This window comes from Salinivibrio sp. ML198 (assembly GCF_001996015.1).
Taxonomy (GTDB): Bacteria; Pseudomonadota; Gammaproteobacteria; order Enterobacterales; family Vibrionaceae; genus Salinivibrio; species Salinivibrio siamensis.
The window spans coordinates 1-14,208 of the sequence record NZ_MUEZ01000012.1 but is presented as its reverse complement, the minus strand read 5'-3'; the positions used below and the strand labels follow the sequence as shown (position 1 = coordinate 14,208).

At 51.7% G+C, this 14,208-nt stretch carries 11 protein-coding genes and 1 tRNA gene; 10 read left to right on the top strand and 2 right to left on the bottom strand.

The window, feature by feature from the left end; translation table 11 throughout:
* Nucleotides 1-62 precede the first annotated feature (62 nt).
* Genes glpA through glpC form a run of 3 tightly spaced genes read left to right on the top strand, consistent with a single transcriptional unit; the run spans nt 63 to nt 4,313 of the window.
* Nucleotides 63-1,757 carry an anaerobic glycerol-3-phosphate dehydrogenase subunit A gene (gene glpA, locus BZG25_RS09755; RefSeq protein ID WP_077639000.1) on the top strand — a complete coding sequence of 565 codons (1,695 nt, stop codon included), beginning with the start codon at nt 63-65 and terminating at the stop codon, nt 1,755-1,757.
* The gene (glpB, locus tag BZG25_RS09750; protein ID WP_077578993.1) at nt 1,754-3,067 is read left to right on the top strand and encodes a glycerol-3-phosphate dehydrogenase subunit GlpB; all 1,314 of its coding nucleotides are present in this window, start codon (nt 1,754-1,756) and stop codon (nt 3,065-3,067) included. The genes glpA and glpB overlap by 4 nt, the downstream gene beginning before the upstream one ends.
* Nucleotides 3,057-4,313, top strand: a complete 1,257-nt coding sequence (gene glpC, locus BZG25_RS09745) for an anaerobic glycerol-3-phosphate dehydrogenase subunit GlpC (RefSeq protein WP_077638999.1) — start codon at nt 3,057-3,059, stop codon at nt 4,311-4,313. The genes glpB and glpC overlap by 11 nt, the downstream gene beginning before the upstream one ends.
* 63 nt (nt 4,314-4,376) lie before the next feature.
* On the opposite strand, the gene BZG25_RS09740 is transcribed toward glpC, so the two are convergent.
* On the bottom strand, nt 4,377-6,050 hold the full coding sequence (locus tag BZG25_RS09740) for a BCCT family transporter (RefSeq protein ID WP_077638998.1): 1,674 nt from the start codon (nt 6,048-6,050) through the stop codon (nt 4,377-4,379).
* Between the two features lie 202 nt (nt 6,051-6,252).
* Between BZG25_RS09740 and BZG25_RS09735 the strand changes: the two genes are divergently transcribed.
* On the top strand, nt 6,253-6,714 hold the full coding sequence (locus BZG25_RS09735) for a DUF3429 domain-containing protein (protein ID WP_231637438.1): 462 nt from the start codon (nt 6,253-6,255) through the stop codon (nt 6,712-6,714).
* A gap of 128 nt (nt 6,715-6,842) precedes the next feature.
* The gene (locus BZG25_RS09730; protein WP_077638997.1) at nt 6,843-8,462 is read left to right on the top strand and encodes a methyl-accepting chemotaxis protein; all 1,620 of its coding nucleotides are present in this window, start codon (nt 6,843-6,845) and stop codon (nt 8,460-8,462) included.
* A gap of 83 nt (nt 8,463-8,545) precedes the next feature.
* On the opposite strand, the gene BZG25_RS09725 is transcribed toward BZG25_RS09730, so the two are convergent.
* Entirely contained in the window at nt 8,546-9,016 is a 471-nt protein-coding gene (locus BZG25_RS09725; protein ID WP_077578997.1) for a hypothetical protein, read from the bottom strand.
* A gap of 293 nt (nt 9,017-9,309) precedes the next feature.
* On the opposite strand from BZG25_RS09725, the gene BZG25_RS09720 reads away from it, so the two are divergent.
* The 5 genes from BZG25_RS09720 (at nt 9,310) to BZG25_RS09700 (ending at nt 14,206) form a co-directional block, all read left to right on the top strand.
* Nucleotides 9,310-10,350, top strand: coding sequence for a substrate-binding domain-containing protein (locus BZG25_RS09720; RefSeq protein WP_046075217.1), 1,041 nt, complete (start codon nt 9,310-9,312; stop codon nt 10,348-10,350).
* Between the two features lie 66 nt (nt 10,351-10,416).
* Nucleotides 10,417-11,799 carry a phosphate ABC transporter permease subunit PstC gene (gene pstC, locus BZG25_RS09715; protein WP_077638996.1) on the top strand — a complete coding sequence of 461 codons (1,383 nt, stop codon included), beginning with the start codon at nt 10,417-10,419 and terminating at the stop codon, nt 11,797-11,799.
* Entirely contained in the window at nt 11,792-13,096 is a 1,305-nt protein-coding gene (gene pstA, locus BZG25_RS09710; RefSeq protein ID WP_077600397.1) for a phosphate ABC transporter permease PstA, read from the top strand. The genes pstC and pstA overlap by 8 nt, the downstream gene beginning before the upstream one ends.
* Before the next feature lie 46 nt (nt 13,097-13,142).
* Nucleotides 13,143-13,982, top strand: coding sequence for a phosphate ABC transporter ATP-binding protein PstB (pstB, locus tag BZG25_RS09705; RefSeq protein ID WP_198531482.1), 840 nt, complete (start codon nt 13,143-13,145; stop codon nt 13,980-13,982).
* Between the two features lie 133 nt (nt 13,983-14,115).
* A tRNA-Ser gene (locus tag BZG25_RS09700) sits at nt 14,116-14,206 on the top strand.
* Nucleotides 14,207-14,208: the final 2 nt, after the last annotated feature.

The window sequence follows — 14,208 nt, the reverse complement described above, 5'->3', positions numbered from 1 at the left end:
CGCCGTCTTTGTGACACGGAAAATGCCACACTCCCGTTACGATACAGTAACAAGGAGGCCCCATGCCAAATAGCCAGTATATTGAAACGGATGTGGTCATCATCGGTGGGGGTGCAACCGGCACCGGCATCATGCGAGATTGCGCACTGCGTGGCATCTCATGCATTTTGCTCGAACGTGACGATATTGCGGCAGGCACATCGGGGCGCAATCATGGACTGCTGCATTCTGGGGCTCGTTACGCGGTCACAGATACCGAATCGGCCCGTGAATGCATTCAAGAAAACACCATCCTTAAAGCCGTTGCTCGCCACTGCGTGGAAGACACCAGCGGACTTTTTATCACCTTGCCGGAAGATGATTTAGCGTACCAAGACAACTTTATTGCCAGTTGCGATAAAGCCGGTATTCCGACCCGAAAACTGACGCCACGTGAAGCGTTAGCGTTCGAACCCAACGCGAATCCAGCGATGATTGGCGCGGTACAGGTGCCGGATGGCATTATCGATCCCTTTCGTTTGTGTGCCGCGAACGTACTGGACGGCAAAGAGCACGGTGGCAAGGTGTTTAACCATACCCGAGTGACGGGATTAATTCGTCAAGGGGCGACGGTGCAAGGCGTGCATTGTTTGCATACCCTCACCGGCGAGCGTTTTGCCATTATGGCGAAGCAAGTGATCAATGCCGCAGGGATTTGGGGGCAGACAATCTGCGAGTATGCCGATCTGAATATTAAAATGTTCCCCGCCAAGGGCTCATTGCTGATCCTCGATTATCGGATTAATAACCGGGTGATTAACCGCTGTCGTAAGCCGGCGGACGCTGACATCTTGGTGCCCGGTGACACCATTTCCTTAATCGGCACCACCTCTGAGCACATCGAGTACGATCAGATTGATAAGCTCGCGGTGACGCCACAAGAAGTGGATGTGCTGATGCGCGAAGGGGCTAAGCTCGCCCCCATCATGGCCAATACACGCGTGTTGCGCGCCTATGCGGGCGTGCGGCCTTTGGTCTCGGTAGATGACGACGGCAGTGGTCGTAATATCAGTCGCGGCATTGTGTTACTCGATCACCAAGCACGCGATGGGCTGGAAGGCTTGATCACTATCACTGGTGGCAAGCTCATGACCTATCGTTTGATGGCCGAGCAAGCCACAGACTTGGTGGCTGAAAAGTTGGGTAACCGCAACCGTTGCCAAACTGCGATTCGCCCGCTACCGGGCTCTGAGCCTTCTAAAGGGATCCGTAAAGCCAGTGCTAGCTTGGTGAAACCTGTCTACCAATCCGCCTATTACCGCCACGGTGAGCGCGTTAGCCATTTTTTAGATGAAAGTGACGACAGCCAAGCGGTGATTTGCGAATGCGAAATGGTGACCAAGGGCGAGGTGAACTATGCGATTCAATCGCTGGATGTGAAAAATCTCACCGATCTGCGTCGGCGCACTCGTCTGGGTATGGGGCCTTGTCAGGGCGAGTTGTGCAGCTATCGTGCCGCTAGCTTATTCAGTGAGCTGGCTGGGATAGATGGCCAAGCCAGTGCAGGGCTGCTGGTGGACTTTCTCGAAGAGCGCTGGAAAGGCGTGAAACCGATTTTTTGGGGCGATGCGCTACGCGAAGCCGAATTTAGCTATTGGATTTATCAAGGATTGTTTGGCGCCGGTGAGGTGCCAACGCCGCCGAAGGCACCGCGCAGTAGCGCTGAGATAAAGCGTGCTGCACCGACGTCAGCGGCTGATCAGGAGGTATCACAATGATCCACTACGATATCGCAGTGATTGGTGGCGGCATTGCCGGGTTTACTGCCGCATTGCGATCACTGGAAGCGGGCAAGAAAACCGTAATGATTAGCGCCGGACAAAGCGCGCTACATTTCTCGTCAGGCTCCATTGATGTATTGGGCCATTTTCCCAATGGTGAGCCGGTCAGTCAGCCTTTTGAAGCGATTACGAAACTGGTGCGCCAGCATCCTGAGCATCCCTATGCCAAAGTCAGTTTAGAGGAAATCACCCAGTCACTCGCTTGGTTCCAACATCAATTGAGTGCGCAAAAGGTGTGTCTGTATCATCAAGAAGATAACGCCAACCACGGCCGTATTACGCCATTGGGCACCGTGCGCCCGACTTGGCTATCGCAAGGGCATGTGTATCAGCATCGCGGCCCGCGTCGTTTCTCTGGTTTGTGTTTTGTGGCCATTGAAGGCTATCGCGATGCGCAACCGACGTTAGCGAAAGACACCATTACCGCCCAGCGTGATTTTGCATCCTGCCCAAGTCGCACCATTACGCTGTCGATTCCGGGAGCCGAGCGATTACGCCGTAACCGCAATGAGCTGCGCTCAGTGGATCTTTCTCGTTTATTGGCTGAGCCTGATGCCTTTGACAGTCTGTGCGAGCAACTAATCGCGCAGTCCGGCCCAGATGAGCTGGTGATTTTACCCGCCATCATTGCCGATGTGGCCGGCGAGCGGGGGATGGATGCGCTTAAACAGCGCACCGATCGCTGTTTTCACGAAGTGCCGACCATGCCGCCTTCTTTGCTGGGGATCCGCATTGAGCGTGCGTTACAGCGGGCCTTTGCTAGCGCGGGTGGGGTATTGCTGCGCGGCGATCAAGTCACTGGCGGTGAGTTTGACGACAACGGTCGCCTTACCGCCTTGCATACGCGTCAGCTCGAAGATATTCCGTTAACCGCAGAGGCAGTGATCTTAGCCACGGGCAGCTATTTTAGTCGCGGTCTCAATGCCGACCGCACTCAGGTGAGCGAACCGACGTTGGGATTAGACATGGTGCAAAGCCCTGATCGGAGTGAGTGGCGCAACGACGACTTTTTCAGTCAGCAAAGCCACCCCTTTATGGCCTTTGGCATTAACACCGACAACCAACTACGTCCCACCGCACGCGGCAAGCGCTGCCAAAACCTGTTTGTGTGTGGTGCGGTACTCAGTGGTTACGATCCCGTCTATGAGGGCTGTGGCGGTGGCGTTGCGATCGCAACCGGCTACGCCGCCGCGCAACGTGCGCTCGCGGTGATGGCGAGCGCTAAGGAGGCGTCCCATGCTAACTGAATGGCTGAAACAGCGTGACTATAGCGACCATGCGCCGCAACCCACCAGTTTTGACCAATGCATTAAATGCACGGTCTGTACTGTGTATTGTCCGGTATCAAAGGCGAACCCTGCGTATCCTGGCCCCAAAGAGTGTGGCCCGGATGGTGAGCGCCTGCGGATCAAAAACCCTGAGTATTATGATGACCTGCTCAAGCTATGCACCAACTGCAAACGCTGTGAGGCCGCCTGTCCTTCCGGGGTAAAAATTGGCGACATCATTGCGGTGGCACGCGGCAAACACGGCAAGAAAAACATCAATCCTAAGTTGATGCGTGATTACGTGCTGAGCCATACCGATTTGTTTGGCACGCTCGCTAATCCAGTGGCACCGTTGGTGAACGTGATGACGGATCTGAAACCGGTGAAAGCGGTGATGCATGCCACGATTGGGGTGGATAAACATAAATCCCTACCCAAGTATTCGTTTGGCACCTTTCGGCGTTGGATGAAAAGCCAAGCAGCGACACAAGCGGATTATCCCAAACAAGTCAGTTACTTTCATGGCTGCTATGTGAATTTTAACAACCCGCAGCTTGGTAAAGACTTAGTGAAAGTGATGAATGCGATGGGGTATGGCGTGCAATTGCTCGAGAAACATAAGTGCTGTGGCGTGCCTTTAATTGCCAATGGCTTTTACGATAAAGCGCGCCGTAACGCGACCGCCAATACGGCGATGATTGCCGATGCGGTTGCCGAGCATCGCCCTGTAATAGCCACCTCCTCATCGTGTGCGTTGACGTTAAAAGAAGAGTATCCCCACGTACTGGGAGTAGATAACGCCCACGTGGCAGGGCAGATCAGTTTTGTGACCCGCTTTTTACTCAAAGCGGCCATGAATGGCGAGATGCCCAAGCTCAACCCAATTAATAAGCGAGTGGTTTACCATACCCCTTGTCACTTGGAGCGCAGTGGTAATGCGATGTTTACCATTGAGCTGTTGCGTATGATCCCCGGATTAGAGGTTATTGTGCTCGATAGCGAGTGTTGTGGCTTGGCAGGTACCTATGGGTTTAAAACCGAGAACTATCAAACCTCGATTGCCATCGGTAGTGGCTTATTTGCTCAGATTGAAGCCGCGCAGGCGGACTTTGCAATCACCGACTGTGAAACCTGTAAATGGCAAATTGAAGAAAACACATCGCTGGAGGCCTTGCATCCGGTGAGTGTGCTGGCGATGGCGGTTGGAGAGCCAGTAGCACCGTAATATTCGTCGCAAAGAAAAACGCCACCCAATGCGGTGGCGTTTTTTTGGTTTGCTAAATGCGGTTTAGCTGCTCGCTTGTGATGGTGTCGAGGCGGTGGATTTGCCCACCGACTCTGCCAGTAAAGACTTCATCACGCTGATGGTCATCAAGATTACTAACACACTGATGGGCAGGGCAGTGACCATGTTCGCGGTTTGCAGGGCTCTTAACCCACCGGCAACCAACAATACGGCAGCGACGGCACCGATCATAGTGCCCCAGAATACTCGAAAGCGTTTAGGCGGGTTATCATTGCCCATCGACAGAATCGTGGTAAGCACAAGGGTGCTCGAATCGGACGAGGTAATGAACCAACTAAATAGCAAGAAGATCATCATGGCGTTGAGTATCCATCCCCAGATCCCGCCGCCAGTAATGCCATCGGCGGTGGCAAACAGCGCCGCGGGTAAGTCCCAACCATTGACCAAATCAATAATCCCAGCGGTGCCAATCCCGGCATCAGCGACAAGCTCTTGATGCAACGCGTTACCGCCAAAAATCGCCAGCCAAGCAAAAATCATTAGGGTTGGCGCACACAGCACGCACACGACAAACTCTCGTAAGGTGCGGCCGCGAGAAATACGCGCAATAAATAGGCCAATAAAGGGCGCCCAGCCAATCCACCAGCCCCAATAGAAAATGGTCCAGGCATTTTGCCATGCAGAGGGGCCTTTCGCCTCCGGGAACCACAGCCCCATCGGGATAAACTCGACCAAATAGTCGCTCAGTGATGCCCCAAATATTTGCACTAACCAAGCCGTAGGCCCGCCGAATAAAAAGTAGGCAATCACCAGTGCGGAGACGATGATATTCCACTCAGAAATGATTCTGATCCCTTTGCCGACGCCAGAGAGAGACGACAAGATAGAGGCCACAGAAATCAGTGCAATAAGGATAACTTGAGTCGCGATACCTGGATCGATGCCAAATAGGCGATCGAGCCCCACGGCAATCTGACTGACACCGAGCCCCAGAGAGGTGGCGACACCGAACACGCAGCCAAGCACCCCCAAGATATCGATAATATGGCCGATGGGCCCGTAAATGCGATTACCAATCAGTGGGTGCACCGTGGAACGTAGTGCCAGAGGCAGCTTTTTCCGAAACGAGAAATAGGCGAGCGCGAGGCCCACAATCACATACACCGCCCAGCCGTGAAAGCCCCAATGGAAGTAGGTGACACGCAACGCATCGGCGGCGCGATCAAAGCCCATGGTGGTGGCACCGGCCATATCTGCATACGGGTTGTTGGGGTAGCCGAACGCACCACTTGTATCAAAGTAGAGCGTGGGTTCGGCTACCCCAAAAAACAGTATGCCAACGCCGACACCCGCGGAAAACAACATGGATAGCCACGAGAAGGTGCTAAACTCGGGCCGGTCGTCGTCATCACCTAAACGAATGTTACCTAAACGCGTGACGGCAATCGTCAAGCTGGCGACTAGTAACAGCACCAGTACCAGCATGTAATACCAACCAAAGGTCGATTCCACCCAGCCACGAGCAGCGGCAAATACACGGCCAGCTAAATCAGTATTAAATCCGGTAAAAAACACGAAGACACAAACCAGAAGCGTGGCGGCGATCATCATATTTTTATGAACACCTTTAAACAGGCCGGTTTGTGTGACGCAATCGGCAAACGGATGCTGCAATGCACTCGCATTGCTCGCATCCGACGTACTTCGTGTTGACATGAATCATTCCTCTTTTAACAACAAAACGCGCAACAATTTACGCAACGCGACCATTTTTTGCAAAAAAAAGAGCCATTAATCACATTGTGTTGGATTGAAGTGCTGAGAAAAGCAGCGAAATGTGTCGATAAGACGGCCAGTGGAAGATTGTCTTCGTACACTCAAGATTGATTAAAACCTTAATAGATTGTTTAGGAGTGAGATGATGAAACCACAATCCGCTTCACGCGATACCATGCTGCAACTTGGATACCTTGGCTTGCTGCCTTTTATTGGCGGTGTCCTCGTCACTTGGGCCGATCTGACCTTATTTGGTCTCAGTGGAGAGCAGTTATTTTTAAGCTACAGTGCGGTGATTTTGAGCTTTTTGTCTGGTGTACTGTGGGGGAATGGTATCGATCATTTTTCTCATAAACTGAGCCGAAATGCGTTACTGCTAAGTAACTTGTTTGCACTACTGGCCTGGGGGGCGTTGATTCAAGGGGCGACCCAATACTTGATTGCCACCGGGTTGCTTGCCATCGGTTATTTAGCGGTATGGTTAGCGGAAAAATGGATCCGAAAAAGTGAGAGTGAGGACACGTCTTCCGCCTATCAAACCATGCGTGGTCGCTTGACGGTGGCGGTTGTGGCCTGCCATGGCTTGCTGCTTTTTGTGGTGTGAACGGTAAAAAGACCACCAAGAAAAACCTTACTGAGAATGAACCTATTGCAGTAATAGGCCGTACCCGTTACTTCGTGCGCAAAAAAACAATTAACTTAATAATGAGATTTAGGGCAGCGGGGTAACCAATGACGATCATACAGTATTTACGCGTGGTGTTTCTTGCACTCGGCATTGCGGTCGCGGCGAGTGGGTCGTATCTATTTAGCGAGATAAACACCGTCAAGGCACAGTTTAATGATGTGGTAGAGCGTAATGTTCGCCTGCTTAGCACTGTATCTGATCTTCGCTATTTTACCGTCACCTATCGCCGCTTCGCACTCGATTACGGTTTAACCGATGACAAACAAGCGCATCGCGATATTCTGGTGAAAATTGAGCGCAACGATCAAGAAGTCGGTGAAGCGCTCGACAAAATGAAGGCATTAACGGTCAGTGATAGCAACACAGAGGCGGTAGACACCATCGAGACACGCCTCAACAATTACCGCGACATGCAAAACGATTACATTTCGCTTATCGATAATGGCCGACTGGACGATGCGCGCCGCAAAATGCTGGGGCCTATGCTGGCACCGTTTGACCAGATAGTTGCCAACTTGGCCACGCTGCAAGAGACGTTGGAAGATCAAGCCAACGCGATTAAGACGCGAGAATCGGAAAAAATCGAGCGACTAATCTATATCGGTATTGCCGTGATTGTTGCACTGATTGTGCTGATGGCGGGTGTGGCGTTATTGCTACAACAGCGTATACGTGGGCCGCTGGCGCAGCTGGTCACTCAAATGCAACGGGTGGAAAGTGGTGACCTTACCCAACGTTTGGATCTTAACGCTTTTAACCGCGACGAGCTCGGGCAAGCCGCCAATACTTTTGCGCAAATGCAAGAAAGCATTACCGACCTGATAGGGTCGTTAGTGAAAGGCACTAAGCGCTTACAAACAGTCAGTGATGAGCTGTCGACCCAGGTCAGTCATACCGTGAACAGTGTTGAACAACAGCGTGGGGAGCTGTCACAGCTTGCCAGTGCGATGACGCAAATGGAGTCGACCTTTGGTGAAGTGGCGAGCAATACGGTGAATGCCGCGGAGCACACTGATAAGACGCGTGAATACGCAGAGCAAGGCCGGCAGACCTTTGAACAATCTTACCAGCAAAGCGTGGCGGCAAAAGACCAAGTTAATGAAGCATCGCAAGTGATTGAGGCGTTAACCGAAGACAGCGAAAATATTGGTAAAGTCTCGGAAGTGATTAGCACCATCGCCGAGCAAACCAACTTGCTCGCGCTCAACGCGGCCATTGAAGCTGCTCGCGCGGGCGAAGCGGGTCGAGGTTTTGCGGTCGTGGCTGATGAAGTGCGTGGATTGGCGACCAAAACCCAATCATCGACCGATGAGATCAATCAAATCATTGAAGGGCTGCAAACGAAAGCGCGTCAAGCCTACAAAGTGATGAGCGATAGCCAAACGTTGACGCAAAAAGGGCTGGACGATGCCAAACGGGCGGCAGAAGCGATTGACACCATTAATGATGCGACGCAGCAGGTATCAGAAATGACAGGCGCGATTGCTACCGCGACCGAAGAGCAAACCACGGCAGCGGCCGACTTGAACCAAAATGTGTCAGCGATTCACCGGGCAGCGGAATCACTTGCCGAGACGGCGGAGCAAACCCGTCAAGCGTACGAACGGTTGGAAAAAGAAAACGCCAGTATCAAAGAGCAAGCGGAAGCCTTTAGGCTCGGATGATGTGCACTAAGCACGAGGCACTAAACAAAAAAAGTGCGCCCACGCGGCGCACTTTTTTATTACCTTGGCAATGTCTGTCAGCGTTAGCGAAATAAGTACAAAGACAAAAAATAGTTAATGTTTTGATTGATCGTTCGGAGCACGGCGGTCAAGCCTGCCTCGCTATGCTCAGTCACATCCCAGGGTACAAATTTTCCATAATCAGGTAATGGTAATCCGGACTGCACGGCAGCGGGGTTCATCGCAACCAGATAATCAACATACGTCAATCTCAGCTCGGCCAGCGGGGACGGCGTGATCCCGGACGTAGAGAGTTGAAACTGAATTAACGCTTTTGACGCTTGCGCAGTATGCATAGTGCTGGATGTATGTGCGCAGTGGACATCAAAAAAACTGCTGGCTTTGTTTACCATCACCGCGGCGGCCATCAAAGAGGCACCGTGCTTACCATCGCATAAAAACAAAACGACCGGCTTACTCGGCACGGTATCGCCATGCATCGGTGTCTCGTCGGCACGCGCGTTTAACGAGACATTATCTTTGGCATCTATCATTGCCTTTACTCATCAAAAAAGGTGGAGGACGGGGCGTTCGATGGTGCATCGAGTCTACGCGCGTCAGTCCTTGGTGAGTCTATCCTAGCCCGCCATACGCACAGCGCCAGCGTGGTAAAAACAACTTTTGAATCTGTTACCAATGCGCCGCACTGTCATCAAACCTTCATGATTGCATAAAGGAACTGTCACTTTGTGCTCTTAATGTGTCTCCCCGTTAACCGAGTTCTTCGTTATGTGTAGATAAATTGATTTGCACAGCACTAACTTAAATAATCGACTTGGAGGTTGATGTGAAACTTAAAGCTCTCTTTGCAGCTACTACAGTATCAATGGCCGTGCTGGCCTCAGGTAGCGCAACGGCCGCAAACCGTGATTACATTAGCATCGTTGGCTCTTCTACTGTTTACCCTTTTGCTACTGTAGTTGCTGAGCGCTTCGGTCGCACGTCGCAATACTCAGTACCAAAAATCGAATCTACCGGTTCAGGCGGCGGTCTTAAGCTGTTCTGTGCAGGTGTGGGTGAAAACACGCCAGATATCACTAACGCATCACGTAAAATCAAAAGCTCGGAAATCGACCGTTGTAAGTCAAACGGTGTTGACGACATTGTTGAAATCAAAATCGGTTATGACGGTATTGCGCTGGCAAACTCGAAAATGTCTCAGCAATATGACTTGAGCTTGAAAGAGATCTACACCGCGCTCGCTAAAACCGTGCCAGACGGCAACGGCAACTTTATCGACAACCCAAATGAAACGTGGAAAGACGTGAACCCATCACTGCCTAACACCAAAATTGAGGTGCTAGGTCCACCACCAACATCAGGGACGCGTGACGCTTTTGTTGAGCTAGCCATGGAAGCGGGCTGTGCCGAGTACCCAGAAGTGGCGGCGCTTGAAGACAGCAACGAAGACAAATTCAAAGCGATTTGTCACGGCATGCGTGAAGATGGCGCTTTCATCGAAGCGGGTGAGAACGACAACCTTATCGTGCAAAAGCTTGAAGCAAACCCAGACGCACTTGGCATCTTCGGTTACAGCTTCCTAGAGCAAAACGCTGACAAGGTACAAGGCTCAAAAATCGCGGGTGTTGAACCAACGTTTGACGCGATTGGTAGCGGTGACTACCCCGTATCACGTTCACTGTACTTCTACGTGAAAAAAGCACACGAAGACGTGATCCCAGGTCTAAAAGACTACGTGACCGCATTCACTGCTGAAGATGCTATCGGCAACATGGGTTACCTGGCTGACCGTGGCCTTATCCCACTCGACAACAGTGAATGGAAACAAGTACGCAGCGCCGCAGTTGACCTAAAACCAAACCTGTAAGCGCAGTGTGAACACGAAAAGGTGGCACACATGAGGTGCCACCTTTGTGCGTGTTCAGGAGGAACAATGACAACACCCATGCTGATGACCGTAATTGCTGTAATTGCAATTTCAGGCTTTTTTATTGCTCGAGCACGCTCAATCAAGCTCGCCGATACGGCTGGCGGATTGAGTAAGCTTCATTCTCGTCCTAATTATTACGGCTCTTATGTTGCGATTCTCGCGGCTATTCCGGCACTGGTTCTCTTATTGTTGTGGCAAGCGGTAGAACCCAACTTGATCCACAGTTTGGTGATGGCACAGATATCTGATGCGTATGTTACGCAGTTCGGCAACGCCGACTTGCTATACAGTCAGATTGGAAACGTCGCTCGTGGCATCACCCAAACTGACGATGCTGTCTTGTTGGCAGCGGCTGACCACTATCAAATGCTGAACCAACTGGGAACGACATTGCGTTTCACCGCAATGACATCGCTCGCGTTAGCGGGTTTGGCTTTTGGCTGGCGCTCTCTGCGATTACGTCTTCGCGCTCGAAATCGCGTTGAAAATGTGATGCAGGCGTTTTTGCTGCTTTGCTCAACACTCGCGATTTTAACCACACTGGGCATTGTGCTCTCGGTGCTGTTTGAGGCGTTGCGCTTTTTCCAAATGATTCCGGTCACTGAGTTCATCTTTGGTACTGAGTGGTCGCCGCAAATTGCATTGCGCGCCGATCAGCAGGCGGCGAGTGGCTCATTTGGTGCGATTCCCTTGTTCACTGGCACCTTGATGATCTCGTTTATCGCCATGTGTATTGCGGCGCCAGTCGGGTTGATGAGTGCCATCTACTTGGCCGAATATGCATCGCCGCGTGTGCGTGGTGTCGTCAAACCGATTTTGGAAATCCTGGCGGGGATTCCAACCGTGGTTTATGGCTTCTTTGCCGCATTGGTGGCCGCGCCGTTTATTCGTGATGTGGCACAGGCGATCGGCTTTAGCAGTGCCTCGTCAGAGAGTGCTCTGGCTGCGGGCGCGGTAATGGGGATCATGATTATTCCTTTCGTTTCGTCATTGTCAGACGACGTGATCACCGCTGTCCCCCAATCGCTGCGTGATGGTTCGTTCGGACTGGGTGCCACCCCGTCAGAAACGGTTCGTAAAGTGGTTCTACCGGCTGCGTTACCCGGCATTGTGGGCGGCTTATTGCTGGCTGTCTCACGTGCAATCGGCGAAACCATGATTGTGGTGATGGCGGCGGGTCTGTCTGCGAATCTAACGGCCAATCCACTTGACTCAGTGACCACAGTGACGGTGCAAATTGTAACCTTACTCGTGGGTGACCAAGAATTTGATAGTCCAAAGACCTTGGCGGCGTTTGCTTTGGGTCTGACATTATTTGTTGTGACACTCGCACTTAACGTGATTGCGCTGAACATCGTGAAGAAATACCGGGAACAATATGACTGATAAAATCGAAAAAATGGCGCAAGAAAAGCGCGCAAGGGTAAGGGCAAGCTTAGCAAAGCGCCGCGGGAAAGAAGGACGTTTTCGTTTTTACGGAATGGGCTCTATTTTCCTTGCGTTTACCTTCTTGGTTTTATTGCTCGGCTCGATCGTCTCGCAAGGCTATACGGCTTTCTACACCACGGAAATTCGCTTGACCGTTGATTTAAGTGAAGAAAACCTAGGGATTGAAGGCAAGCCATTAAATGACGAAACCCTTAAATACTTGGGTTATCGCTCAGTGCTGGCGGATGCCATTTTTGATGCCATGCCAGACGTGACGTCGCGTGGTGACAAACGTGAGCTGTTCCGTTTTCTGTCTAACGGCGCCGAGTATGACTTGCGTGACCGTGTGGCGGCCAACCCTGACTTGGTGGGGCAAGAAGTAGAAATTTGGGCACTCGCCGGCGATAACGTCAACCAATTTAATAAAGGCAATATCGATGGCAGCTTGCCGGAGTCTTATCGCCAGTTTAAGGACAAACACATTGGCTGGTTCAATCAGCTTAAAGAAGACGATCGTGTTCGCACCGTGTTCAACTCGCGCTTTTTCACCAATGGTGACAGCCGTGATGCTGAACTTGCTGGGATCTGGGGCGCGACCGTAGGCTCCTTCTATACGTTGCTGGTGACACTGGCATTAAGCTTCCCTATCGGGGTGGCAGCCGCGATTTACTTGGAAGAGTTCGCGCCACGTAATCGCATCACTGAGATTATTGAAATCAACATCAATAACCTGGCAGCGGTACCGTCGATTGTGTTTGGTTTGCTGGGCTTAGCCGTGTTCCTCAACTTTGCCGACCTACCGCGTTCAGCGCCGGTTGTTGGCGGCTTGGTACTGACGCTGATGACGTTGCCAACTATCATTATTTCGAGCCGTGCATCTATCAAAGCGGTGCCACCCTCGGTACGTGACGCCGCCTTGGGTGTCGGCGCATCGAAAATGCAAATGGTGATTCATCATGTGTTGCCATTAGCTATGCCTGGCATGCTAACCGGGACCATTATCGGTATGGCACAAGCGCTGGGTGAAACCGCGCCGCTACTGATGATTGGTATGGTGGCCTTTATTGTAGATATCCCTTCAGGGCCACTGGATGCTGCCACTGCGTTACCCGTTCAAATTTACTTATGGGCAGAGAACCCTGAAAAGGGCTTTGTCGAAAACACCTCTGGCGCAATCATGGTATTGCTGGCATTCCTCGCGCTTATGAATGCCTGTGCCGTGATTCTGCGTAAGCGTCTTGAGCGACGCTGGTAAGTCGGGAGAAACAACCATGACGACGACAACAATGAACAATGTAGCCATGACCGAAGAAGTAGTAGATGCCACGCCGCAAAATACCGCGGCACCGACTGAGACGTGTGGTGTACCTTTCGTAGAAAACCCACGCATGACTGCCCGTAATGTATTTGTGAATTACGAGAACGGCTCAAAATCAGCGATTACCGATGTCAGTCTAGATATTGGCGAAAAAGAAGTCTTGGCGATGATTGGCCCGTCAGGCTGTGGTAAATCCACCTTCTTGCGCTGCCTAAACCGCATGAACGATACCATTCCTGGGTGCCAAGTATCGGGTGATATTATTTTGGATGGCGAGGATATCTATCATCGCGACACCGAAATTGTGGAGCTTCGCTCGCAAGTGGGCATGGTATTCCAGCGTCCTAACCCATTCCCGAAATCGGTTTACGATAACGTGGCTTATGGCCCACGTATTCACGGCCTGGTTGACGGCAAAGATGAGTTGGATGGCTTGGTCGAGCAATCACTGACGCGGGCAGGGCTTTGGAACGAAGTGAAAGATCGCCTGGATCAGCCCGCAACAGGACTATCAGGCGGCCAGCAGCAACGTCTGTGTATCGCACGTACCATTGCTGTCGCGCCTGAAGTGATCTTGATGGATGAGCCTTGCTCGGCGTTAGACCCCATTGCCACCGGTATCATTGAAGAGCTGATTGCCGATCTGAAGAAAAACTTCAGCATTGTGATCGTCACGCACTCGATGCAGCAAGCGGCACGTGTGTCTGATCGCACCGCTTACTTCCACCTTGGCGACTTGGTTGAAGTCAACAGCACACAAAAAGTCTTTAATGACCCTGAGCACAAACTGACCTCTGACTACATAAACGGTCGCTTTGGTTAAGCCGATATGGCGCTGACCCAGCGCCATTGGGTATAGAGCAGGGGCGTTTGCTGATTATTTCAGCGTTTAGCGATAAAAGTGCAAAAAGTCACTTTACATCAGCCACCTCTGCTCATACTATACGACCCGTTCCGGAGAGATGGCTGAGTGGTTGAAAGCACCGGTCTTGAAAACCGGCAAGGGTTAATAGCCCTTCTAGGGTTCAAATCCCTATCTCTCCGCCACA